We start from the raw sequence: 24215 nt of genomic DNA on the forward strand, positions 1-24215 counted from the left end.
CGACGACATCCAGGCCGCGCAGGGCGAGCTCGCCGGCCGGGGTGTGGAGGTCAGCGAGGTCACCACCGGGCCGGGCGGCTCGTTCGTGTACTTCGCCGACCCCGACGGCAACACGTGGACCGTGCAGGATCCGCGGCCGTCGTGATCCACCGCTGACGTTCCCGGTTTTCTTCACCCACTTCGGGAGGTGATCCATCACTCGGTAGGCACGCTGGGGTCTGGCCGCTTCGCGGCCTTCTTGGCCGCCTTCTTGTCCGCTTTGGCCGCAGCCTTGGCCGCCTTCTTGGCCGCCTTGGCCGCCTTCTTGTCCGCCTTGGCCGCGGCCTTGGCGGTCTTCTTGGCCTGCTTGGCCTCCGCCTTGGCGGCCTTGCGGTCCGCCTTCGTGGTGTCCTTTGTGGATACCGGGGCGGCACCGGGGTCGGTGGCGGCCGCGGGGACGGCGGGCGCCGGGGTGCCGGCGGCCGGGTCCGCTGGCGGCGGGCTCGGCCGGCCGGCGGGCGGGGTCGTGCCGGTTTCCGGCCGCTCGGCCGCCCGGCCGGTGTCGGTCGAGCCGTGCCGCAGGTCCGGCAGCGGCGCCACGCCGCCCGGGCGCTGCTCGGCGATCGGGGGCGCGTGGTCGAACGGCGCCGCGGGCGACGCGGACGTCGAGGTCACGGCGGCGGTCGCCACGGCCAGGGCCGCGGCGGCCTTGAGCACCGCCGTCTTCAGGCCGAGCGCGCCGGTCAGCGCGTCCACGCCGGCCTCGGTCGCGGCCACCGCCGACGCGGTCACCGCACCGGTCAGCACGGACGTCGCGGCCAGCGCACCCGACACCGCGCTCGCGGCGCCGGACATGGCGGCCGCGACGGCCGGCGCCTGGAGGTACGCGGCGGCCAGTGGCGCGCCCAGCACCACCGGGCCCACCACCGCGCGCAGCTCGTCGTTGACCTTGGTCAGCGCGTCGGCCCGGGCCCGGCAGGCGGAGCAGGTGTCCAGGTGGCGGCTGATCTTGTGGGACAGCGGCAGCGGAACGCTGTGCCGCACCCAGCCGGCCAGCTTGTTCACCGTCGACCGGCACTCCCGGCGCGGCGGCTCCGGCATGTGCATCTTGAGATAGGCCTGCCGCAGGCCCTCGCGTGCCCGGTACGCCAGCGCGGCCACGCTGTTCGGACTCATCCCGAGCAGCGGCGCCACGGTGGCCGGCGACTCGTTCTCGATCTCGGTGTGCCACAGCACCATCCGCCACCGCTCGGGCAGGCTCGCGAAGGCGTCGGCCGCCACGTCGGCGTGCCAGCGGTCGATCACCGGGTCCCCGTCGGTCACCGGGTGGACGTCGGGCACGTCGGCGTACAGCGACACCGGCGCGCCCCGCGTGCTGCTGCGAATGGCCGTGTTCCGCAACGTCACGAGCAGGTACGGGCGGAACTCCTCGTCCGGGCCCCGGCCCTCGCGCAGCATCCGCAGCACCCGGGTGAACGCCTCGGCGACCAGGTCCTCCCGCTCGGCAGGCGTGCTCGCCAGGCATGCCGCCGCACGTTTCGCCGACACGAGGTGCCGCTGGTACAACACGCCGAATGCCGACACGTCGCCCTTGCGAACCGCCGCGATCAGCTGTGCGTCCGGTGCCTCCTCAAGAGCTTCGGTCACCGGCACCCTCTCGAGCCAGCGCTCACTCGCACACTCACCTTCTGGCCCCCGGAGCCGTACCCGTTCCGTTGAATCGTGAACGAGCGAAGAACGAGCACGATACGCGCCGGATCACCGCCAGTCGACGACCTCCTGCATCAGCCCCGGATGGCGGCGTTTGACCTGTGCCACATAGTCGTCCATGTGCTCGCGCATCAACCGCTCGGCGAGCTCGGCGTCGCCCGCGGTGATCGCCCGCGCGATCGCGCCGTGCACCGACAGCACCTCGCGCCGCCGCGACTTCGGGAACAGCGCGTCGCTCAGCCGGTCGAGCAACACGTCGGCGAGCGACTGCCCGAACAGGCTCATGATCCGGTTGCCGGACATCAGCGCGATCAGCTGGTGGAAGTCGACGGCCTCCGGCAGGTACTCCTCCTCCGGCCGGTTCTTGCCGTCGAACCGCTCGAGCTCGGCACGCAGCTGCGGGTCGCTCAGCTCCGCCGCCCGCCGGGCCATCACCGGCTCCATGATCTGCCGCGCCTCGATCAGCTCCCGGAACGTGACGCCGTCCATCTGGAAGTAGAGCGAGGCCATGCGCCCGAAGTTGCGGGTGTGCACCTGGTCGACGGTGGGGCCGCCGCGCGGGCCGGGCTTGATCGAGATGAGCCCGTGCACCTCCAGGATGCGCAACGCCTCCCGCAGCGAGCCGCGGCCCACCCGGTACTCCTCGAGCATCTTGGCCTCGGGTGGCAGCTGTGTCCCGGGCGGCAGCCGTTCGGCACCGATCCGGCGCACGATGTCCCGAGCGATCGCCTCGGACACCTTGTCACCGCGTCTGACCGGTCGCTGCGGCGTCGCCGCGCTCCCCGCGCCTGTAGCTGCCACCAGGTCATGTTAGCGATGGGTGATCGGCCTCTCACCCACGGCGTCCGGAATTCAACGGCATCCGAATGTGTACGTCCACAGTGGACTCGGGAGCGCGGACCGATTGGCCGGCAACGGAAACACCCGCTGCTGCGTTCGCCGTAGGCGCCTGGGCCGGACGGCTGCGGCCGAACGGTACGCCGCCGACCGTCCGCGATCATCCGCCGGACGGCCCATCCGCGGCCCACTCGGCTCCGAAACCCAATCGTGACCAGGGAGATGACGAGCCGCGGCAGGTTCGGGTAGGTCCGCGCTGGCGTACGCGGGCCGCCTGCGGGAGTTGCGAGGCCGGCTTCCGCGTCGACCACCCCGACAGGTGGCGGTTCCGCTTGGCGCGGCACCAGAAGCGGGGCTAGAAGACGATCAGCAGCAGGGCCAGCACGGCGACGAGGACCACGGCGACGGTCAGCAGCAGCGCGGGGACGGCGTAGTCGACCGAGCGCCGCTCGCGCATCCGGCGGGCGGCGCGGCGGTAGCGGTCGTGGGACCAGCCCAGCACGCCGAACGCCAGCAGTGCGGCGGCGACCGCGGCGCCGACGGCCCACGGCGTGCGCTGGACCAGCGCGAGCCGGCCGGCGAGCAGCGCGCACGCGGCGAGCCCGAGCCCGGTCCGGACCCAGGCGAGCGAGGTCCGCTCGTTCTGGTCGCGGTTCTCGGTGCTCACACGTTCGCCACCACGACGAACACGAACACCGCCAGCGCCACGACCGCCACGCCGTAGGACAGCCACGGCGCGACCGTCGGCGGGGGCAGCGGCTTGCCCTCCCGCATCGCCAGCTCGCTGCGCAGCCAGCGGCGGAACGCCATCGTGCTCGTGCCCACCCCGGAGAGCACCAGCAGCGCCGCGAGCACCTGGCGCAGGCCCGGGACCACCAGCTCCGGCGCGAACGCCTCCAGCCCGATGCCGCCCGCGATCAGCGCCAGCGCGGTGCGGATCCACGCGAGGAACGTCCGCTCGTTCGCGAAGCTGAACCGGGGGTCCGGGTCCTCGCCGGTCTCCCGCAGCCGGGTGGCCCAGCGGCTCATCCCGCCCACTCCCCCGCCGCCAGCCCGGCCACGCCGGGGTCGAGCGCGAACAGCGAGCCCGCCTGCGGCTGCCGGGCGAGGTCGTCCTCGGACAGCCCGGCCGTGGCCGTCGTGACGTACAAAGTGGACAGATCGGCACCGCCGAAGGCGCAGCTGGTGACCCGCTGTGCCGGCAGCTCAACGGTTTCCGTCAGCCGGCCGTCCGGGGTGTACCGGCGCAGCGCCCAGCCGTCCCACAGCGCCACCCACAGGTTGCCCTCGGCGTCGACCGTGAGCCCGTCCGGCCAGCCGCGGTCGACGTCGACCAGCCGGCGGCGGTTGGTGATCTCGCCGGTCGCGGGGTCGTGGTCGAACCGGTCCACGCCGCCGGTCTGGGTGTCCACGTAGTACATCGTCCGCCCGTCCGGCGACCAGCCGAGGCCGTTGGACACCGACACCCCGGTGAGCATCGTGTAGAGGTCGCCGTCCGGGTCGAGCCGGTAGAACGCGCCCGCGCCGTCGGTGCCGTCGAGCATGGTGCCGACCCAGAACCGGCCCCACGGGTCGGCCTTGCCGTCGTTGGACCGGCCGCCCGGCGGGTTGGTGGTCACCTCGTGGAGCCGCTCGAGGTCCGAGCCGTCCTCGGCACACGTGACGATGGCGGTCTCGGTGGCGAGCACCAGCCCGCCGGAGCGCCGCACGGCGACCGTGCCGACCTGCTCGCCGACCTCGAACGCGGTGTCCTCGCCGGAGACCGGGTCGAACCGGTGCACCTCGCCGCGCTTGATGTCGACCCAGCGCAGCACCGCCGCGCGTGGATCCCAGAGCGGTCCCTCACCAAGCCGAGCCCGCGCAGCGAGCACCACGTCCACGATCACGCATGGACCGTACCGGGTAACCCAGGATGACCAACCGGTCACGCTGCGGTCGATTAGCAAGTTGTTAGCGCGGTTGCCCACCCTTGTGGGTGGAGGTGACCGCATGGAGACGTTCGAGGGCATCCGCTACCGGCTGCTGGGCCCGGTGGAGCTGTATCACGAGGGGGCGGCCGTCGACCTTGCGTCGACCAAGGTGCGGTTGATGCTGACCGCGCTGGCGCTCGCGCCCAACACGGTGGTCTCGTTCGACCAGCTGGGTCAGGTCCTGTGGGACGACGGCGCGCCGCCGTCCGCGCGGTCGAACGTGCGCACCTACGCCACCACGCTGCGCCGGGTGCTGGACCAGGGCTGCCGCAACCGGCTGGTCTCGCGCGGCGGCGGTTACCTCCTCAGCACTGATCCCGACGAGCTGGACGTGCAGGTGTTCGGCCGGCTCGCCGAGATCGGCCGGCGGGCGCTCGCGGATGGGGAGCCCGCGAGCGCCCGCACTCACCTCCGGCAGGCGCTCGGGCTGTGGCGGGGCCACCCCGCGGAGGGCCTGCCGCGGCGCCGGGCGCTGGCCGGCGCGCTGGACGCGTTGACCGAGCAGCGGCTGCTGGTCGAGGAGGACCTGCTCGAGGCCGAGCTCGCGGTCGGAGGCAAGGCGGAGCTCGTCGGCACCGCCCGGCGGCTGGTCACCAAGCACCCGCTGCGGGAGCGGGGGTGGGCGGCGCTGATGCTGGCGCTGTACCGCACCGGCGACGTCGCGGCCGCGCTGGAGGCGTTCGCCGAGGCCCGGAACCGGCTGGTCGAGGGGCTCGGCCTGGAGCCGGGGCCGCGGCTGCAACAGCTGCACACGGCGATGCTCAACCGGGACCCGGCGCTGCTGGACCGCCCGCCGGCGACGACCGTGGTGCGCGGCGGGGCGCGCTGCGAGCTGCCGCGCCAGGTCGGCCTGGTGGACCGCGCCGAGGAGGTGCGCACGGTCGTCGCGACCCTGTGCGCGCAGCACGACGACGGGCCGCGGGTGGTCGTGGTGCACGGGCCGCCCGGGGCGGGCAAGTCGGCGGTGGCGTTACGGGCCGCGCACCAGGCGGCGTGGTGCTACCCCGACGGGCAGCGCTACGTGGACCTGACCGACACGCCGCTGGACGGCGCGGCCTGGCGGTCGACGCTGTCCGGGCGGCGGGAGCTGGTGGTGGTCGACCACTGCATGTCGGCCACGCAGCTGCGGCCGCTGCTCGTGGCCGAGCCGGGCTGCGGGTTCCTGGTCACCGCGGACACGCCGCTCGCCGCCGTGGACGCGACCGCGCGGATCCCCGTGGGGCGGCTGAGCCCCGCGGCCGCGGTCGCGATGCTGGGCAAGCTGGTCGGCCGGCCCCGGGTGACGCCGGACTGGGCGGCGGCGGAGCTGGTGCGGCGATGCGACCACCTGCCGCTGGCGATCCGCGCGGCCGCGGCGGTGCTCATCGGCGACCCCCGGCTGACCCTGCCGGACCTCGCCACCCGCCTGGCCGGCGACGGCGTCCTCGACGAGCTGGCCGTGGACGACCTCGACCCCCGCGCACGGCTGCTGTCCCGGTACCGCGCGATGTCCACTGTGGACCAGAGCGCGGCGGCGGCGTTCCAGTACCTCGGCACCCACGGCGGCTCGGTCGGCGCGCTGACGTCGCCCTCGGTACGCCGGCTGGTCGACCACGGCCTGCTGGAGGACGGCCGGATGGCCCCCCTGACCCACCGGGTGGCGATCGAGCTGGGCACCGGCCCGGCCTGACCGCACCGCCGACCCCGCCCGGGCTCGCGGGTGAGATCTCATCATCGGGGAAGCGGGTCCGGGCGGGCCTGACAGTGCTCCGTCAAGGAAGGCACGTTCTCGGCGGCCCAGCTGACCGCCGGCCGCGTTGTCGCAACGCCGAGGACAACACACTCAGCCGGCGCGGGCGACCAGTCCGGTCAGCTGGTTGACCAGCGCCTCGGTGAGGCCGGCCGCGAACAGGTCCGCCGCGCACGGCATGCCCAGCTCCGCGGACACGGTGGCCACCACCTCGGTCGGGTTCGCGAACGGCCACAGGCCGGCCACGAGCACCACCGCGGCGCTGGCGAAGTGGGTGGCCGCCGCGTCGTCGAGGGCGGGCACGCAGGCGCGCACGAGGTCGGCCAGCCGCGTGGTGTTCGCGGTGAAGCGGGTCTTGAAGTCGCGGGCCACGTCGTGGGAGATGTTGCGCTCCAGCACGCCACCCATCGTGCTGAAGAGCTCACACAGCAACGGTTCCGCGACCAGCGAGGCGGCGATCGCCGTCGCCACGCGGGTTTCCCGGGCGTGCCGGGCCGAGGATCGGCCCGGGGTGAGGGAAAGGCCGTCGAGCCACCCGGTCCACGTGCGGTCGAGGACCTCCAGGAAGATCGCCTCGCGGCTGTCGAAGTAGCGCAGCACGTTGGACTTGGCGAGCCCGACCCGGCCGGCCAGCTCCCGCAGCGAGATGTCCGCGACCGGCCGCTCCGCGAGCATCTCCGCCGCCGCCGTGAGGATGGCCTCGCGGCGGGCTGCCACCTGCTCCGGTCGCCGGGCGCGCTGGAACGTGCCGGTGAGCGTCTTCTGGCTCACGCCCTCCAACCGCCGGCGCGGCTCGCCGAAGCGGGTTCCCGCACGTCGCAGACGGTCTCCATCAGGTACCTATAGCACGGAAGACCGCCCAACTGCAACGAGTGGCCAACGGCGGAAGGGTGTGCGCGGCCGAGGGAACAACTCGCGCACGATCGTGCTCAGCGTCGGGGGCTGAACGTATTCTGGCCTCGCAGCCGAACCTCGAGGCAGGAACATGCGCGTCACGATCGCCGAAGTCGCCCGGCGGGCCAGGGTCAGCAAGACCACGGTGTCCCGCGTGCTCAACAACAAGGGTGACGTGGACGCGAGCACCGCCATCCGGGTCCGCGAGGTCATCGCCGCCACGGGCTACACGCCCAGCGCCGGCGCGGTGAACCTGGCGCGGGGCCGCACCCAGACGGTCGGGATGCTCGTGCCGGGCCTCACCTGGCCGTGGATGGGTGACGTTCTCCAGGGGGTCGCCGACGTGCTGGAGGCGCGCGGCTACGGCCTGCTGCTCAACACGATGAACCGCGGCGAGGACTCGCTCACCCAGTTCGCCCGGCACGTGTCGGCCAACGCGTTCGACGGGTTGTTGCTGGTCGAACCGCCGGACACGCTGTCCTACATCACGTCGCTGCACGAGTCGGGGCTGCCCGTGGTCATGATCGACGACCGCGGGCACCACCCCGGCTTCCCGTCGGTGGCCACCAGCAACCACGCCGGGGCGGCGGACGCCGCCGACCACCTGCTGGCCACCGGGCGAACGCGCGTCGCGATGGTGTCCGGGCCGGTCGAGTTCGGCTGCACCCGCGACCGGACCGCGGGCCTGCGCGCGCGGCTCACCGACGCGGGCGTCGCGTTCGACGAGCGCCTCCTGGTCGAGGGCGACTTCACCCGCGGCGGCGGCCAGGCCGCGGTCGAGGAGCTGGTCGGCGCGGGTGTCGCGTTCGACGCGGTGTTCGCCCACAACGACCTGATGGCCGTCGGCGTGCTCGACGGCCTGCGCGCCGCGGGCCGCACGGTGCCGGACGACGTGGCGGTCATCGGCTTCGACGACATCTCGATCGCCGCCCACACGCGGCCCGCGCTCACGACGATCCGCCAGCCGTCGCGGGAGATGGGCGAGGCGGCGGCCATCATGCTGCTGGACAACCTCGCGGGCAGCGAGCTTCCCGGCGAGCCCCACGTGGTGCCGACCTCCCTGGTGATCCGCGAGTCCGCCCCCGCCTGACCCCGCGCAGGGACCCGCCGATCGCAGGCGGTCCCGGCGACTCCTCCCCCACCCGAGCCGCCGGTCGGCGCGGCCCCGTTCTCGCGGGTCCGCTCCCGCGTGCTCGAAAACCGGTCGGTTCGCGCCGATCGGCTCCTTGACGGCCACATTTCCTGGTTGTTAAATGCATCACATGTCCCTGAAACCGGTTCCGGAACCGGTTCCTGCCAGACTGGATCGATCCACCCTGCGTCCCCAGGTAGGACAACCATGAGACTTTCCCTGCTCCCCCGCCCACCCCGACGACCGCGCCGGCTGACCGCCCTCCTCGCGGTCACGGCGACGGCGCTGGCGACGGCCACCGTGCTCACCTCGAGCACGACGGCGACAGCCGCGCCGACGCTGCTCTCCCAGGGCCGCACGGCCACCGCCTCCTCGACCGAGAACGCCGGCACCCCCGCGAGCGCGGCCGTCGACGGCAACGCGGGCACCCGCTGGGCCAGCGCCGCCAGCGATCCACAGTGGCTCCAGGTCGACCTCGGCGCCACCGCCACGGTCAACCAGGTCGTGCTCAGCTGGGAGGCCGCCTACGGCCGCGCGTTCCAGCTCCAGACCTCCGGCAACGGCACCAGCTGGACCACGATCTACACGACCACCACGAGCACCGGCGGCAACCAGACGCTCAGCGTCACCGGCACCGGCCGCTACGTCCGGCTGAACGGCACCGCCCGCGGGACCGGCTACGGCTACTCGCTGTGGGAGTTCCAGGTGTTCGGCTCGTTCGGCACCGCCGCGCCGTGCGGCACGACGAACGTCGCCCAGGGCAAGGCCGCCACCGCGTCCTCCACCGAGAACGCCGGCACCCCGGCGAGCGCGGCCGTCGACGGCAACGCCGGCACCCGCTGGGCCAGCGCGTTCAGCGATCCACAGTGGATCCAGGTGGACCTCGGCAGCGCGCAGCCGATCTGCCGGGTGGGCCTGAGCTGGGAGGCCGCGTACGGCAGCGCGTTCCAGCTCCAGGTGTCGGACAACGGGTCGAGCTGGACGCCGGTCTACACGACCACGACGGGAACCGGCGGCAACCAGACCCTCGACGTCACCGGCACCGGGCGCTACGTCCGGATGAACGGCACCACGCGGGCCACCGCCTACGGCTACTCACTCTGGGAGCTGTCCGTGTTCACCACCGGCGGCGGAGGCCCGGGCACCACGCCCACCGACCCGTACAACCCGAACCTCGGCCCGAACACGTTCGTCTACGACCCGTCGACGCCGGCCGCCACGATCCAGAGCCGGCTGAACTCGATCGCCACGCAGATGAAGACCAACCAGTTCGGCACCGAGCGCTACGCCGTGCTGTTCAAGCCCGGCAGCTACAACGCCGACGTGAACCTGCGGTTCTACACCCAGGTCGCGGGCCTCGGGCTGTCGCCGGACGACGTGAACCTCAACGGGCACGTGCGCGTGGAGGCGGACTGGCTGCAGCAGGGCAGCGACCCGAACAACCTCGGCAACGCGACGCAGAACTTCTGGCGCTCGGCGGAGAACCTGTCGGTGACGCTGCCGGCCGGCCAGATCGAGCGGTGGGCGGTGTCGCAGGCGGCGCCGTACCGGCGGATGCACCTGCGTGGCCAGGTGCAGCTGTGGAACGGCGGCGACGGCTGGGCGTCGGGCGGCCTCATCGCCGACTCGCGCATCGACGGCGTCGTCGAGTCCGGGTCGCAGCAGCAGTTCTTCACCCGCAACAGCGACCTGCGCGGCGGCTGGTCGGGGTCGGTGTGGAACATGGTGTTCACCGGCACCGCGGGCGCGCCGCCGCAGAACTTCCCGAACCCGTCGCACACGGTCGTGGCGACCACGCCGAAGGTCCGCGAGAAGCCGTTCCTCTACATCACCAGCGGCGGTGAGTACCGGGTGTTCGTGCCGGCGCTGCGGGAGAACGTGAGCGGGACGTCGTGGGGCAACGGCGCGGCGCAGGGCACGTCGATCTCGCTGGCGGACTTCTACGTCGTGCAGGTCGGCACCCCCGCGTCGACGATCAACGCGGCGCTCGCCGAGGGCAAGCACCTGCTGTTCACCCCCGGCGTGCACCACCTGAGCGAGGCGCTGCGGGTGACGAACCCGAACACGGTCGTGCTGGGCCTCGGCCTCGCGACGCTCACCCCGGACACCGGCCAGGCGGCCATCTCGGTGTCCGATGTGGACGGTGTGAAGCTGGCCGGTCTGCTGCTCGACGCGGGCCCGGTGAACTCGCCGGCGCTCGTGGAGCTCGGCCCGTCCGGCTCGTCGGCCAACCACACGGCGACCCCGTCGTCACTGCACGACGTGTTCTTCCGGGTCGGCGGCGCGCACGTGGGCAAGGCGACGGTGTCGTTGCAGATCAACAGCCGCGACGTGATCGGCGACCACATGTGGCTGTGGCGCGGCGACCACGGCACCGGGACCGGCTGGGACCAGAACACGGCGCAGAACGGCCTGGTGGTCAACGGCGACAACGTGACGATGTACGGCCTGTTCGTCGAGCACTACCAGCAGTACAACACCATCTGGAACGGCAACGGCGGCCGGACGTACTTCTACCAGAACGAGATGCCCTACGACCCACCGAGCAACGCGGCGTGGGGCAGCAGCGGCGGCGGCTCGCTCGGCTGGGCGTCGTACAAGGTCGCCGACTCGGTGACCACGCACGAGGCCTGGGGGGTGGGCGTGTACTGCTTCTTCAACACCAACTCGGCGGTGACGGCCAGCCGCGGCTTCGAGGTGCCGAACAAGGCCGGGGTGCGTTTCCACGGCCTGGTCACGGTCTCCCTCGGCGGCGTGGGGACGATCAACCGCGTCATCAACGACACGGGTGAGGTGGCGAACCTGCCGCACCAGGTGAGCTATGTGACGAACTACCCGTAGTCGTTCGGTGGGAACAGGGGGCGCCGCGGTCCTGCCCGCGGCGCCCCCGCCCCACGCGCTGGCTCGGGACGTCTCACCAGACCTCCTACGACGCAACGTTCTCGTCGATGGTGCGCACAGCCGGTGCGTCAGGCGGAGTCGCGGATCACCAGGGTGGGGTCGAAGATCACCGATCGCGGCGGCACCGCCGGGTCGTCGATGTGGGCCAGCACGAGTCTCGCCATCTCCGCGCCCATGTCCTCCACCGGCTGGCGGACCGTGGTCAGCTGGGGGCGGCAGGACTGGGCCGGGCTGCTGTCGTCGAAGCCGATCACCGCCACGTCGGCCGGGACCTGGCGGCCCGCGTGGGCCAGGACGCCCAGCGCGCCGGCCGCCATCAGGTCGTTGGCCGCGAAGACGCCGTCCACCTCGGGAACGCCTGCCAGCAGGCGGGTCATGGCCGACTCGCCGCTCTCGTGGGTGAAGTTGCCCGTCTCGTTCGGGACGTACGCGTGGCCGTGTCTCGCCATCGCGTCGCGAAAGCCCGCCAGGCGGTCCTGGCTCGCCGGCACGTCCAGCGGGCCCGAGATCGTCGCCACGTGGCGGCAGCCTCGGGCCACCAGGTGGTCTGCCGCCAGCCCGGCACCCGCGCGGTGCGCGAGGTCGACGTAGCTGATCGGGATCGGCGGCGTCGGCCGGGCGAACAGCACCACGGGCAGCGCCGCCCGCACGCACATCCCCGGCAGCGGGTCCTCGGCGTGCGTCGACACCAGCAGCGCACCATCGGCCCCGCCCTGCCGCAGGTGCGCGACCACGTCCGCGCGTGCCTGCTCGGTGTCGGCCAGCATCAGCAGCGGGTGCATGGCGTGCCGGCGCAGGAAGTCGACCACCCCGCCGACCACCCGGCCGAAGAACGGGTCGCCGAACACCCGGGTGGAGTACCGGGGGTCGACCGGCCCGTCCGGCTCGCCCGCACCGGACACGACCAGCGCGATGGCCCCGGTCCGCCGGGTGACCAGCGAGCGCGCGACCCGGTTGGGCGCATACCCGGTCTCCTCGATGGCCCGGCGGACCACCTTCTGGATCTCCGTGTCCACGTTCCGGATGCCGTTGATCACCCGGGACACGGTCGCCCGGGACACGCCGGCCACCCTGGCCACGTCCTCGAGCGTCGGCGCACCATCAGTCATGGCTCCCCATCGTACGGGAGAGCGCTCTCCGTCAGTCTCCGATCGTGACCGGCGCGGTCAGCGGCAGGTCCCCGGCGGACCGTCCGGCGTGCACGGTGAGCTCGCCGGGCTCGACCGCCCAGCCCCGCGGCGACCAGTGCTCGACCATCCGGGCCGGCACGTCGACGACCGCGTCGACCACCCCGCCCGGGCCCGCGGTCACCGCGGTGAACCCGGCCAGCCAGCGCGCCGGGTACCCGACCGCACCGTCCGAACGGGACAGATAGACCTGCACGACCTCGCGACCGCGCCGGGATCCGGTGTTGCGCAACCGGATCCGCACCGAGCACGCGTGACCGTCCGGCTCGGACACCGAGATGTCCTCATAGGACCACGTGGTGTAGCCGAGCCCGTGGCCGAACCAGTACGCGGGCGACACCCGGGCCGCGAGCCACGCCCGGTAGCCGACGTCGAGCCCCTCGTCGTAGTACAGGACCCCGTCGACCGGCCGGGTGTCGAGCACCGGGACGTCGGCCGCCGCGGCCGGCCAGGTGGTGGGCAGCCGCCCGCCCGGCTCGGCCGTGCCGAACAGCACGTCGGCCAGCCCGTGGCCGGCCTGCTCGCCGGGGAACCAGCTCAGCAGCACCGCCGGCACCTCGTCGCGCCACGGCAGCAGCACCGGCCCACCGGAGTTGACGATCACCACCGTGTTCGGGTTCGCCGCGGCCACCGCGCGGACCAGTTCGTCCTGCGCGCCCGGCAGGGCCAGCGACACCCGGTCGAAGCCCTCGCTCTCGATCTCGTCGGTGGTGCCGACCACGACCACCGCCGCGTCCGCCGAGGACGCCAGCGACACCGCCACGGCCAGCTCGTCGACCGCGCGCCGCCGCGGCGGGTCGGCGGCCAGGAACGTCGCCACCCCGGTGCCCGGCACGAGCTCGCGGCGCGCCACGAGGTGCACGTCCGTGCCCTCGGTCACGGCCAGCGTGCCGGCCCGGAACGCCGGCGCGAGGTGCACCGTCGCCGGGTCGTCGGTGTCGACCACGATGACCTCGTCGACGAGCGGCAGCCCGTCCGCGGTCAGTGACACCGGACCCCAGCCACCGACCGCGAGCCGCCATTCGCCGCTCTCCGGGGGCCGCAGCACCGCCTGGAGCTCCACCGCCACCGCGCCGGCGACCATCGCCGGCTCGAGGATCCGCCCGGACAGCCGCCGCTCGGCGTGCAATTCGACACCCCCAGCGTCGAGCAGCCGCACCAGCACCCCCGGCTCCCCGGAGACCGGGTCGCGGGAGAACGCCGGGTCGAGCGGGGTCGGCGACTCGCTCGGGTACGCGCCCACCGCGTGCACGACGTCCGCGGTCCCGGCGAGCGCGGCCCGGATGCCGTCCAGCGGCGAGACCGGCGCGGCCGGGTACACCCCCGCGCTGCCGCCACCCTGGATCCGCGCGGTCACCGCGTTCCAGCCCAGCACGGCGACCCGGCGCACCGCCGTCGGGTCGAGCGGCAGCACGCCCTCGTTGCGCACGAGCACCGCGCTGGCCGCGACCGCCCGGCGCAGCACCGCCAGCTCACTCTCCACAGTGGACACCGGCGCCGGCCGGGCCGTCGACGTGCCCAGCGCCCCCACCTGGTCGGCCAGGCGCAGCAGCCGCAGCACCTTCTCGTCCACAGTGGACTCCGACACCTCGCCGGCCCGCACCGCGGTCACCAGCGCGGCACCCCACGGCCCGTGCGGTCCCGGCATCACCAGGTCCTGCGCGGCCCGCGCGGACGCGACGGTCGAGTGCACCGCACCCCAGTCCGACATCACCGGCCCGGCGAACCCCCACTCGTCCTTCAGCGGCGACGCCAGCAGCGGGCTCTCCGACATCGGCACGCCGTTGACCCCGTTGTAGGCCGACATCACCGCCCACACGCCGGCCCGCACGGCCGCCTCGAACGGCACCAGATACACCTCGCGCAGCACCCGCTCGCCGACCTTCGCGTCGAGCGTCATCCGCTCGGTCTCGGAGTCGTTGGCCACGTAGTGCTTCGCGGCCGCCGCCACCCCGCCAGCCTGCACGCCGCGGATGTAGGCCGCGCCGATCCGCCCGACGAGCCACGGATCCTCGCTGTAGCACTCGAAGTGCCGGCCGCCGACCGGCGAGCGGTGCAGGTTCAGCGTCGGCGCGAGCAGCACGTCCACGCCCTTGCGCCGGGCCTCGGCGGCGAGCAGCCCGCCGAGGCGCTCGACCAGCGACGGGGACCAGGTGGCCGCGAGCGCGGTGGGTGAGGGCAGCACGAGCGAGGTGTCCCGCTCGTCCCACCGCTCACCCCGCACGCCGACCGGGCCGTCCGACATGACCACCGGCCGCAGCCCGATCGCCGGCTCGGCGTGGACGCGCCACTGGGTCGCGCCGGTCAGCAGGCGGACCTTCTGCTCGAGATCCAGCTTGCCGACCAGCCGCCGAAGCTCCTCGGTACCCACAGGTGCCCCTCTCTGTGTTCGATTGTTCGCTCCGCTCCTGCGCTACTCGCCGTCTTTTCTCCGTCCAGACGGCGAACGCTCCGTCACTCCCGCTCACTGTGTTGAATTGTTCGCTTCGCTTCTCCGCTACTCGCCGTCTTCCCTCCTCGCGTGCTCGGCGCTGGCGCGCCTGCGCGCGCTCGTCAGTCCAGACGGCGAACGCTCCGTCACTCCCGCTCACGCGTCCAGACGGCGAACGCTCCGGCGCTCCCGCTCACGGGTCGAGAGGTCAGGTCACGCTTGCGGGTGTGACGGATCTCCGGGCCGGCCGCCGCTCCCGCGGGTCGGAGCCGAGGTTGAGCAGCGCCTCCACCGGCAGCGTGGCCGCGCCGACCGCGACCGCGTCCGGGCCGAGCTGGCACAGCTCGATCGACGTCTGCTCGTAGGCGTGCCGGAGCGCGTGCGCGGCGGTGGCCCGGCGGATGTCGGGCAGCAGCAGGGTGCCGAGCGCGAGCCCGGCCCAGCCGCCGAGGACGATCCGCTCGGGGTTGAACAGGTTGACCAGGTTGGCGATGCCGGCGCCGAGGTAGCCGACGGTCTCCTCGACGACCGCGGCCGCGGTGGCCGACCGGTCCGTGGAGGCCAGCAGGAAGTCCAACTGGGACTGCTCGTCCGGCCGGGGGATCGCCCGCCCGCCGCGTGCCTTGCGGAACCGGTCGAGGATGCCCTCCGCGCCGACGTAGGCCTCGAGGCACCCCCGCGCGCCGCACCGGCACAGCCGCCCGCCGAACATCAGCGTGGTGTGCCCCCACTCCCCCGCGCTGCTGGTCGAGCCGCGGTAGGTGGTGCCGTCGGTGATCACCGTGGCACCCACCCCGGAGCCGATCAGCGCGATCACCGCGTGCCGCGCGCCGCGGCCCGCGCCGAACCACATCTCCGCCTGCCCCTGGGTCTTGGCGCCGTTCTCGACGAACAGCGGCGCGCCGACCCCGCACTCGCGCACCAGGTCCGCCAGCGCGATCCCGTCCCAGCCGATGGCCTGCGCGTGCACCCGGACCTTCTCGCCCTGCTCGACCGTGCCGGGCACGCCGATGCCGACGCCGAGCACGTCGGCCTCGTCCACCCCGGCCTGGCCGAGCAGCTCGGTGAGCCCGGCCGCGATGAGCGGGCCGACGAGCGCGGGGTCGGGCTGGGGCGGCGGCAGCGCCCGGTCGACCGCGGCGAGCCGGGTCATGCTCAGGTCGAACAGCTCCATCTTCACGCCGGTCTCGCCGACGTCCACGCCGATGACCGAGCCGTAGCCGGGACTCACCCGCAGCAGCACCCGCGGCCGGCCGCCGTCGGACTCGACCAGGCCGGCCTCCACCACCAAGCCGTCGTCGATCATCTCGCCGACCACGTTGCTGACCGTGGCCGCGGACAACCCGGTGCGCTGGCCCAGCTCGTAGCGGCTCAGCGGTCCCTCGAAGAACAGCGTCGACAGCAGGGTCGAACGGTTGCGCCGCCGCAGGTCCCGGACCGTGGCGCGCCTCGGCTCCATGAACTTCCCCTCCCACCCCGGCCGTGCGAAGCCTAACCAGAGCTGACGATAGTTCATCCGCCGACTTAATTCGTAGCTTAAAATTAGTCTAATTTCGTTACCTGGATGTTATTGACGTGACCGCCGTCACCCCGATTGACTCGTTGCGCTGCTCTCCCCTGCTCCCGAGGAGGAAAACCCATGCGACTCAGGCGCACTGCCGCGTTGGTCGCCGCGCTCACGATCACACTGTCCGGAGTGGCCGCGTGCGGCAGCGGATCCGGTGCTGATGCGGGCAACGCGGCCGGGGTGCTGAACATCGGCATGCCCAACGGGCCGCAGACGGAGAACCACAACCCGTTCCTCCCCTCGTCGTCGGCAGCGTCGCTCGGCTACAAGTGGATGATCTTCGAGCCACTGGTGATGACCAGCCAGGTGAAGCCGACCGAGGAGGGCAAGCCCTGGCTCGCCACCGAGTGGGCCTGGTCGGACAACTTCCGCAAGCTGGAGCTGACCATCCGCGACGGCGTGCAGTGGGCCGACGGCAAGCCGATGACCGCGAACGACGTCGCGTACACCTACAACCTGCTCAAGGCCACCCCGGCGCTGAACATCAACGCCATCCCGTTCGGCGGGGCCACGGCCACCGGCAACAAGGTGACCGTCACGTTCACCTCGTCCCAGTTCGTGAACCAGGTCGACATCCTGAGCTCGATCGTGGTGCCCGAGCACATCTGGTCCAAGCTCAAGGACCCGGGCACCGACACCCTCAAGGACCCGATCGGCACCGGCCCGTACAAGCTGAAGACGTTCACCCCGCAGACCGTCACGCTCACCCGGCGGGACACCTACTGGCAGGACCTCCCCCAGCCCAAGGAACTGCGCTACACCTCCTACAACGACAACAACGCGCAGACCACCGCGCTGGCCAACGGCTCGTCGGAGTGGGCGTTCACGTTCATCTCGAACTACAAGGCCGTCTACGTCGACAAGGACCCGCAGCACCACAAGCTGTGGTTCCCCGGCACGCTCGCGATCCACGGCCTGTTCTTCAACACCGAGCACAAGCCGTTCGACGACCCGGCGCTGCGCCGGGCGATGAGCATGGTCGTCGACCGCAAGGACATCTTCAACCAGGGTGAAGCCGGCTACTTCTACCCCCAGGTCACCAGCGTGACCGGTATCCCGACGCCCGCCGGTGACGCGTTCATCTCCGACGAGTTCAAGGGCAAGAACTACGCCCTCGACGTCGAGGGCGCGAAGAAGGAGCTCACCAGCAACGGCTACCGCTTCGACGGCGACACGCTGCTGGACAAGACCGGCAAGCCCGTCAAGATCACCCTGTCGAACCCCGCCGGCTGGTCGGACTACATCACCGACCTGGAGATCCTCAAGGACAACTTCTCCCAGCTCGGCATCGACGTCACCGTCGACAAGGCCAACACCGACGCGTGGACCACCAACATCGACACCGGTGAGTTCGAGGCGGCCATGCACTGGACCAACGGCGGCGCCACCCCGTTCGACCTCTACCAGTCCATGATGGACGGTACGTTGTACAAGGCCCGCGGCGAGGCCGGCACCAACGGCAACTGGGGCCGGTTCCGCAACGACAAGGCCACCGCCGCGCTCGACAGCTACGCCAACGCCGCGGACGACACCACCCGCACCGAGGCGATGGCCGAGCTGCAGCGGACCTTCGTCGAGCAGATGCCGGTGATCGTCACCTCGGCCGCCAACGCCGGCGGCGAGTACAGCACCAAGCGCTGGGTGGGCTGGCCGGACGAGAACAACCAGTACGCCCCCGCCCAGCCGACCCTGCTGAACTCGCTGGACGTGGTCCTGCACCTGAAGCCCGCCGCGTAATGCCGGCGAGCCCTGCGCCCACCGCCTCCGGCACCACCGACGTGGTGCTGGAGGCGGTGGGTCTCACCAAACACTTCCCCGTCCGGCGGCGGCTGCGCGATCTCACCCGCGAGCGGCGCAGCGTCCGGGCGGTCGACGACGTCAGCATCGTGCTGCGGCGCGGTCAGGTCACCGCGATGGTCGGCGAGTCCGGGTCGGGCAAGTCCACCGTGGCCCGGCTGCTCGCCCAGCTCGTCGGGCAGACCGCGGGCGAGGTCCGGCTGCACGACAAGGTGGTGCGCGCGTCCCGGGGGCGCGCGTTCCGCGCGTACTGCCGGCGGGTCCAGATGGTCTTCCAGGACCCGTTCGCCTCGCTCAACCCGATCCACACCGTCCGCTACCACCTCACCCGGGCCCTGCGCATCCACCGCCGCGGCGAGGACCTCCAGGCAGGGCTCGACGACCTGCTCACCCGGGTGCAGCTCACCCCGCCGGAGCGGTTCCTGTCGAAGTACCCGCACGAGCTCTCCGGCGGGCAGCGCCAGCGGGTCGCGATCGCGCGGGCGCTGGCCGCGGGGCCGGAGGCGCTGCTGGCCGACGAGCCGGTGTCCATGTTGGACGTCTCGATCCGGCTGGGCGTGCTGAACCTGCTGCGGGACCTGCGCGACCGGCTCGACCTCGCGATCCTCTACATCACCCACGACATCGCCTCGGCCCGCTACTTCGCCGACGAGGTGCTCGTGATGTACGCGGGCCAGGTGGTCGAGGGCGGCGACGGCGAGGCGGTCACCCAGCGCGCCGCGCACCCGTACACCCAGCTGCTGATCTCCTCCGCGCCCGACCCGGACCGGATCGCCGGCGAGGCGCAGGTCGAGGAGCCCGAGGCGGGCGGCGAGCCGCCGAGCCTGATCAACCCGCCGTCCGGCTGCCGGTTCCACCCCCGCTGCCCGCACGCGATGGCCCGGTGCGGCGCCGAGGCGCCGCCGCGGCTTCCGGTGGGCGGCAACGGGACCGGGCACTGGGCGGCGTGCTGGCTCTACGACGCGGAGACCGTGGCGGCCTCGGCGCCGGCTCAGGAGACCGCGCCGTGACCTACCTCCTGCGCCGGCTCGCCTTCTACGCGTTCACCGCCTGGGCCGCGATCACGATCAACTTCTTCCTGCCGCGGCTGATCCCCGGCGACCCGGTGCTGGCGCTGATCAGCAAGGCGCACGGGCAGCTGGACACCCGGGCCATCCAGTCGCTGTACATCCTCTTCGGACTCGACGACAAGCAGAGCCTGTTCTCCCAGTACCTCGACTACTGGGGCCAGCTGCTGCGCGGCGACCTGGGGCTGTCGTTCACGTTCTTCCCCACCCCGGTGTCCGAGGTGATCGCGAACAGCCTGCCGTGGACGCTCGCGCTCGTCGGGTTCACCACGATCATCAGCTTCCTGCTCGGCACCACGCTCGGCATGATGGCCGGCTGGTGGCGCGGGTCCTGGGTGGATGTGGTGATGCCGGTGACGACGTTCCTGTCGTCCATCCCGTACTTCTGGCTCGGCCTGATCGCGATCACGCTGTTCGCCGACCAGGGCGGGGCGTTCCCCTCCTCCGGCGGGTTCGACCCCGGCGTCGTGCCGGGCTGGGACTGGGGCTTCGTCGGCAGCGCGATCTACCACAGCATCCTGCCCGCGATCACGATCCTCGTGACCTCGATGAGCGGCTGGGTGCTGTCGATGCGCAACATGATGCTCACGGTGTCCAGTGAGGACTACATCACCGTCGCGCACGCCAAGGGCCTGTCCGAGCGCCGGGTGATGGTGAGTTACGCGGCCCGCAACGCCCTGCTGCCCAACGTGTCCGCGTTCGCGCTTTCGCTCGGCCTCATCGTCGGCGGCACGCTGCTCGTGGAGATCGTGTTCTCCTACCCCGGCGTCGGGTTCCAGCTGTTCGCCGCCGTCGGCGCCAAGGACTACCCGCTGATGCAAGGGATCTTCCTGATCATCACGCTGTCGGTCCTGGTGGCCAACCTGCTCGCGGACGTCATCTACCTGCTCCTCGACCCGCGCACCCGGAAGGAGGGCTGAGCCCGTGGCACTCCCCACCGTGGACGTCCTGGCGGTGCCCGCCGAGCCGCCAGTGGCCCGCAGGCGCAGGCGCCGCTCGGCGTTCCTGCGCAACGGCAAGGCACTCACCGGGCTCGTGATCCTCGGCATCCTGCTCGTGTTCGCCGTCATCGGGCCGTGGGTCACGCCCTACGACCCGGGCAAGCGCAGCGACGACCTGCTGGTCGGGCCGAGCGCCGCGCACTGGTTCGGCACCACGCACCTCGGCCAGGACATCCTCAGCCAGATCCTCGACGGCACCCGCAGCGTGATGCTCGTGGGGCTCGTCGCCGGCGTCGTGGCCACGGTGCTCGCGATCCTGTTCGGCGTCACGTCGGGCTACTTCGGCGGCACCGGCGGCGAGGGGCTTTCGGCGCTGTCCAACGTGTTCCTCGTGATCCCCGCGCTGCCGCTGATCCTCATCATCACGCTCACCCTGCCCGAGACCGACGACCTGACCATCGCGCTGGTCATCGGGTTCACCTCGTGGGCGTGGGGCGCGCGGGTGCTGCGCGCGCAGACGCTGTCGTTGCGGCGGCGCGACTACGTGGAGGCCGCGCGCGCCACCGGCGAGTCAACCTGGCGGATCCTCGGCTTCGAGATCCTGCCCAACCTCACCGCCGTGATCGCGGCGAGCTTCGTGTCCACGGTGATCTTCGCCGTGCTGTCGGAGATCACGCTGGCGTTCATCGGCGTCCCCGGGGTGTCCGAGTGGAACTGGGGCGCGATCCTGTTCTGGGCGCAGAGCCAGCAGGCGCTGGCGCAGGGCGCGTGGTGGTGGTTCGTACCGGCCGGGCTCGCGATCGCGTTGCTCGGCACGGGTCTCGCGCTGCTCAACTTCGGCATCGACGAGTACGTCAACCCGCGGCTGCGCAGTGGGCCGCAGCGGGTGCGCGGGGTCAAGATGCGGGTCGGGTTCACCCCGGTCCTGGCGCGGGAAGGGGAGGGCCGGTGACGGGCGAGCCGGTACTGGACATCCGCGGGCTGTCGGTCGACTACGGGCTCGGCGAGGACGCCGTGCACGCGGTCCGCGACGTCGACCTCACGCTGCACCGCGGCGAGGTGCTCGGTCTCGCGGGCGAGAGCGGCAGCGGGAAGTCCACGCTGGCCTACGGGATGCTGCGGCTGCTGCCGCCGCCCGGGGTGATCCGCGGCGGGCAGGTCACCTACCACCCGCGCGACGGCGAGCCGTTCGACCTGATGACGCTGTCCCGGTCGCGGTTGCGCCGGTTCCGCTGGGCGGAGATCTCGATCGTGTTCCAGGGCGCGATGAACTCGCTCAACCCCGTGCACACGGTCGCCACCCAGCTCGCCGACGTCATCGCCGCGCACGAGCCGCGGACCACCTCGGCGGCGCGGCGGGCACGGGCGGTCGAGCTGCTGAACCTGGTCGGCATCAACGCCGACCGGCTGGGCAGCTACCCCCACCAGCTCTCCGGCGGCATGCGGCAGCGGGTGATGATCGCGATGGCGCTCGCGCTCGAGCCGCGGGTGGTCGTGATGGACGAGCCGACCACCGCGCTGGACGTGGTGATGCAGCGCCAGATCCTGCGCCAGCTCGTCGAGCTGCGCGAGCGGATCGGGTTCTCGGTGCTGTTCATCACCCACGACCTGTCGCTGCTGGTGGAGTTCTCCGACCGGATCGCGATCATGTACGGCGGCCGCATCGTCGAGTCGGCGCCGGCCGCCGAGCTTTACCGCTCGTCGCTGCACCCCTACAGCGACGGCCTCCTGCATTCCTTTCCCGCGCTGCGCGGTCCCCGGCGCGAGCTGACCGGCATCCCGGGCTCGCCACCGGACCTCCGCGCGATGCCGACGGGATGCGCGTTCCATCCCCGCTGCCCGAAAGCCTTCGACCCGTGCGCCAGCCGGTCGCCGCTGCTCCTGGCGCCGGACGGCGAGGGGAGCTCGGACCGGACCGTGGCCTGCTGGTTGCACAGCGATCACGAGACAGCCGAGCGGGTCACGACCTGACCCGGAGTCACGACACATGGAGGATGGATCTTGGACACGACTGCGGCTGTGGTGGAACCCGCGGCGGAGCTGGCGCTGATCTCGGGCCTGCCCGCGGACTTCCGGTGGGGGGTGGCGACGTCCGCGTACCAGATCGAAGGAGCCCACGACGAGGACGGCCGCGGTCCGTCCATCTGGGACACTTATTGCCGGACGCCGGGCATGGTCGACGGCGGCCACAACGGTGACATCGCCTGCGATCACTACCATCGGATGCCCCAGGACGTCGCGCTGATCAAGTCACTCGGCGTGGACCTCTACCGGTTCTCCGTGGCGTGGCCGCGGGTGCAACCGGGTGGTCGCGGCCCGGCCAACGCGGTGGGGCTCGGCTTCTACGACCGCCTGGTGGACGAGCTGTTGCGGTCCGGAGTGGACCCGTGGGTCACGCTGTACCACTGGGACCTGCCCCAGGAGCTGGAGGACGCGGGCGGCTGGCCGGCCCGGGACACCGCCTACCGCTTCGCCGACTACGCGATGCTGGTGTTCGACAAGCTCCAGGACCGGGTCCGGACGTGGACGACGCTGAACGAGCCGTGGTGCTCGGCCATGCTCGGCTACTACGAGGGACGCCAGGCGCCCGGCCGTCAGGACTTCCCGGCGGCGATGGAGGCCGTGCACCATCTCCTGTTGGGCCACGGCCTGGCCGCCCAACGCATGCGCGCGGCCGCCACCGAGCCCATCGAGCTGGGTATCACGCTGAACATGGGCACGTCGATGCCGGCGACCCAGTCGCTGGCCGACCAGGAGGCCACCCGCCGCGCCGACGGCCTCGGCGCGCGGATCTACCTGGATCCGCTGCTGCGCGGGCAGTATCCCGGCGACATCATGGATGACCTGTCCGTGCGCGGCGTGAAGCTCCCCGTGGTCGACGGGGACCTCCAGATCATCAGCGAGCCCATCGACGTGCTCGGGGTGAACTACTACTCGAGCCACCTGGTGTCCGGTGTGGACTCCGCGGGGCGCACGGAGGACGCGGACGGCAACCCCGTGCAGTCCAACATCCCCATGGGCCGCCCGGTGACCGCGATGGACTGGGAGATCGTGCCGGAAGGCTTCACCGATCTGCTGGTGCGCCTGTCCCGCGACTACCCCGGCGTGCCGATGGTGATCACGGAGAACGGCGCTGCCTTCGACGACGAAGCCGATCCGTCGGGCTACGTGGCCGACGCGGACCGGACCGCGTACCTGTCGGCGCACATCGCCGCGGTGGCGGCGGCGCGGGTGCGGGGAGCGGACGTGCGCGGGTACTTCGCCTGGTCGCTGATGGACAACTTCGAATGGTCCTACGGCTACGCCAAGCGCTTCGGGTTGGTACACGTGGACTACGAGACCCAGGTCCGGACCCCGAAGCAGAGCGCCCTGTGGTACCGCGACACGATCAAGAAGGTCCGCGGCCACTGACGGGAGAGGGTCCATTCGCCTGGCACGAATGGACCCTCTGTCGCCCGTGCTTCGGCGGCTCATCCCAGGGGAGCGACGGGCTTGGCCTCCGGCCCCCGGGATCCAGCCTACCGACGGCCACCGACAGAAACGGTCACTGTGGACAGCGCCTGTGCACAGCCCGAGAACTGTCGGTCCGAGCCGGTAGCGTGGAACCGGGGGCCGGAGGCCACCCGCCCTCAGCGGCGGTACACGCCGAACTCGTAGAGCGAGTAGCCCCACCCGGTCCCGCGCTGAGTGCCGTACACCCGCACGTACCGTCCCGACCCGGCCACGTCGAACGAGTCGACCCCACCGTTGCCCGACGTGGTCGAGTAGACCGACCGCCAGGAGGACCCGTCGTCGGAGACGTCGATCGAGTAGGCGCGACCGAACGCGGCCTCCCACACCAACTGCACGTGGTCGAACGACACGACCGACCCGAGGTCGACCTGGACCCACTGCGGGTCACTCCAGTCACTGGCCCACCGCGACGTCAACGACCCGTCGGTGGCCAGCGAAGCCAGGTACGGCGCCCCGTCCCCCTGCGCCTGATACGACGACGCCGTGGTCGGCCGTCCCTGCGCGATGTTGGTCCCAGGAACGGAAGGCGGCACCACCCGGAACGACCGCGACTCGATCCC

The 24215-nt window shown here is 72.1% G+C and carries 20 protein-coding genes; 10 read left to right on the forward strand and 10 right to left on the reverse strand.

The window, feature by feature from the left end; translation table 11 throughout:
* Window positions 1-7: 7 nt before the first annotated feature.
* The gene (locus tag VGD70_RS23550) at window positions 8-145 is read left to right on the forward strand and encodes a hypothetical protein (protein ID WP_331084870.1); all 138 of its coding nucleotides are present in this window, start codon (window positions 8-10) and stop codon (window positions 143-145) included.
* Window positions 146-195: 50 nt separating this feature from the next.
* Here VGD70_RS23550 and VGD70_RS23555 read toward each other — a convergent pair whose 3' ends face one another.
* From VGD70_RS23555 to VGD70_RS23575, 5 genes are all read right to left on the reverse strand, one after another.
* Window positions 196-1626 carry a sigma-70 family RNA polymerase sigma factor gene (locus tag VGD70_RS23555; protein ID WP_331084832.1) on the reverse strand — a complete coding sequence of 477 codons (1431 nt, stop codon included), beginning with the start codon at window positions 1624-1626 and terminating at the stop codon, window positions 196-198.
* A gap of 111 nt (window positions 1627-1737) precedes the next feature.
* Window positions 1738-2427: a FadR/GntR family transcriptional regulator gene (locus tag VGD70_RS23560; RefSeq protein ID WP_331084834.1), complete on the reverse strand. Its 690-nt coding sequence runs from the start codon at window positions 2425-2427 to the stop codon at window positions 1738-1740.
* 454 nt (window positions 2428-2881) lie between these two features.
* Window positions 2882-3193, reverse strand: coding sequence for a DUF202 domain-containing protein (locus VGD70_RS23565; protein ID WP_331084836.1), 312 nt, complete (start codon window positions 3191-3193; stop codon window positions 2882-2884).
* Window positions 3190-3555 carry a YidH family protein gene (locus VGD70_RS23570; RefSeq protein ID WP_331084839.1) on the reverse strand — a complete coding sequence of 122 codons (366 nt, stop codon included), beginning with the start codon at window positions 3553-3555 and terminating at the stop codon, window positions 3190-3192. Before VGD70_RS23570 ends, VGD70_RS23565 begins: the two co-directional genes overlap by 4 nt.
* Window positions 3552-4412 carry an SMP-30/gluconolactonase/LRE family protein gene (locus tag VGD70_RS23575; RefSeq protein ID WP_331084841.1) on the reverse strand — a complete coding sequence of 287 codons (861 nt, stop codon included), beginning with the start codon at window positions 4410-4412 and terminating at the stop codon, window positions 3552-3554. Before VGD70_RS23575 ends, VGD70_RS23570 begins: the two co-directional genes overlap by 4 nt.
* A gap of 103 nt (window positions 4413-4515) precedes the next feature.
* Between VGD70_RS23575 and VGD70_RS23580 the strand changes: the two genes are divergently transcribed.
* Window positions 4516-6165 (forward strand): AfsR/SARP family transcriptional regulator, encoded by a 1650-nt coding sequence (locus VGD70_RS23580; protein WP_331084843.1) that lies wholly within the window; start codon window positions 4516-4518, stop codon window positions 6163-6165.
* 153 nt (window positions 6166-6318) lie between these two features.
* Here VGD70_RS23580 and VGD70_RS23585 read toward each other — a convergent pair whose 3' ends face one another.
* Window positions 6319-6996, reverse strand: a complete 678-nt coding sequence (locus VGD70_RS23585; RefSeq protein WP_331084845.1) for a TetR/AcrR family transcriptional regulator — start codon at window positions 6994-6996, stop codon at window positions 6319-6321.
* Between the two features lie 214 nt (window positions 6997-7210).
* On the opposite strand from VGD70_RS23585, the gene VGD70_RS23590 reads away from it, so the two are divergent.
* Window positions 7211-8209, forward strand: coding sequence for a LacI family DNA-binding transcriptional regulator (locus tag VGD70_RS23590; protein ID WP_331084848.1), 999 nt, complete (start codon window positions 7211-7213; stop codon window positions 8207-8209).
* Window positions 8210-8458: 249 nt separating this feature from the next.
* Window positions 8459-11092, forward strand: coding sequence for a discoidin domain-containing protein (locus tag VGD70_RS23595; protein ID WP_331084850.1), 2634 nt, complete (start codon window positions 8459-8461; stop codon window positions 11090-11092).
* Window positions 11093-11220: 128 nt separating this feature from the next.
* On the opposite strand, the gene VGD70_RS23600 is transcribed toward VGD70_RS23595, so the two are convergent.
* The 3 genes from VGD70_RS23600 to VGD70_RS23610 all read right to left on the reverse strand — a co-directional run bounded on the left by VGD70_RS23600 (window position 11221) and on the right by VGD70_RS23610 (window position 16229).
* The gene (locus VGD70_RS23600) at window positions 11221-12261 is read right to left on the reverse strand and encodes a LacI family DNA-binding transcriptional regulator (protein ID WP_331084852.1); all 1041 of its coding nucleotides are present in this window, start codon (window positions 12259-12261) and stop codon (window positions 11221-11223) included.
* 31 nt (window positions 12262-12292) lie between these two features.
* On the reverse strand, window positions 12293-14710 hold the full coding sequence (locus tag VGD70_RS23605; protein ID WP_331084854.1) for a glycoside hydrolase family 3 C-terminal domain-containing protein: 2418 nt from the start codon (window positions 14708-14710) through the stop codon (window positions 12293-12295).
* A gap of 268 nt (window positions 14711-14978) precedes the next feature.
* Entirely contained in the window at window positions 14979-16229 is a 1251-nt protein-coding gene (locus tag VGD70_RS23610; RefSeq protein ID WP_331084856.1) for an ROK family transcriptional regulator, read from the reverse strand.
* A 180-nt stretch (window positions 16230-16409) separates the two neighbouring features.
* Between VGD70_RS23610 and VGD70_RS23615 the strand changes: the two genes are divergently transcribed.
* The 6 genes from VGD70_RS23615 to VGD70_RS23640 are packed head-to-tail and all read left to right on the forward strand — an operon-like array spanning window position 16410 to window position 23553.
* On the forward strand, window positions 16410-18074 hold the full coding sequence (locus tag VGD70_RS23615) for an ABC transporter substrate-binding protein (RefSeq protein ID WP_331084858.1): 1665 nt from the start codon (window positions 16410-16412) through the stop codon (window positions 18072-18074).
* Window positions 18074-19144, forward strand: coding sequence for an ABC transporter ATP-binding protein (locus VGD70_RS23620; RefSeq protein ID WP_331084860.1), 1071 nt, complete (start codon window positions 18074-18076; stop codon window positions 19142-19144). The genes VGD70_RS23615 and VGD70_RS23620 overlap by 1 nt, the downstream gene beginning before the upstream one ends.
* The gene (locus VGD70_RS23625; protein ID WP_331084862.1) at window positions 19141-20121 is read left to right on the forward strand and encodes an ABC transporter permease; all 981 of its coding nucleotides are present in this window, start codon (window positions 19141-19143) and stop codon (window positions 20119-20121) included. Before VGD70_RS23620 ends, VGD70_RS23625 begins: the two co-directional genes overlap by 4 nt.
* A gap of 4 nt (window positions 20122-20125) precedes the next feature.
* Complete coding sequence (locus VGD70_RS23630; RefSeq protein WP_331084864.1) at window positions 20126-21094, forward strand: ABC transporter permease; 969 nt, start codon at window positions 20126-20128, stop codon at window positions 21092-21094.
* Window positions 21091-22113 (forward strand): ABC transporter ATP-binding protein, encoded by a 1023-nt coding sequence (locus VGD70_RS23635; protein ID WP_331084866.1) that lies wholly within the window; start codon window positions 21091-21093, stop codon window positions 22111-22113. Before VGD70_RS23630 ends, VGD70_RS23635 begins: the two co-directional genes overlap by 4 nt.
* 27 nt (window positions 22114-22140) lie before the next feature.
* Window positions 22141-23553 carry a GH1 family beta-glucosidase gene (locus tag VGD70_RS23640; protein WP_331084872.1) on the forward strand — a complete coding sequence of 471 codons (1413 nt, stop codon included), beginning with the start codon at window positions 22141-22143 and terminating at the stop codon, window positions 23551-23553.
* 218 nt (window positions 23554-23771) lie between these two features.
* On the opposite strand, the gene VGD70_RS23645 is transcribed toward VGD70_RS23640, so the two are convergent.
* Window positions 23772-24215: discoidin domain-containing protein (locus VGD70_RS23645; RefSeq protein ID WP_331084868.1), on the reverse strand; the 444-nt coding region annotated here is incomplete at its 5' end.

This window comes from Actinophytocola sp. (assembly GCF_036402745.1).
GTDB lineage: Bacteria > Actinomycetota > Actinomycetes > Mycobacteriales > Pseudonocardiaceae > Actinophytocola.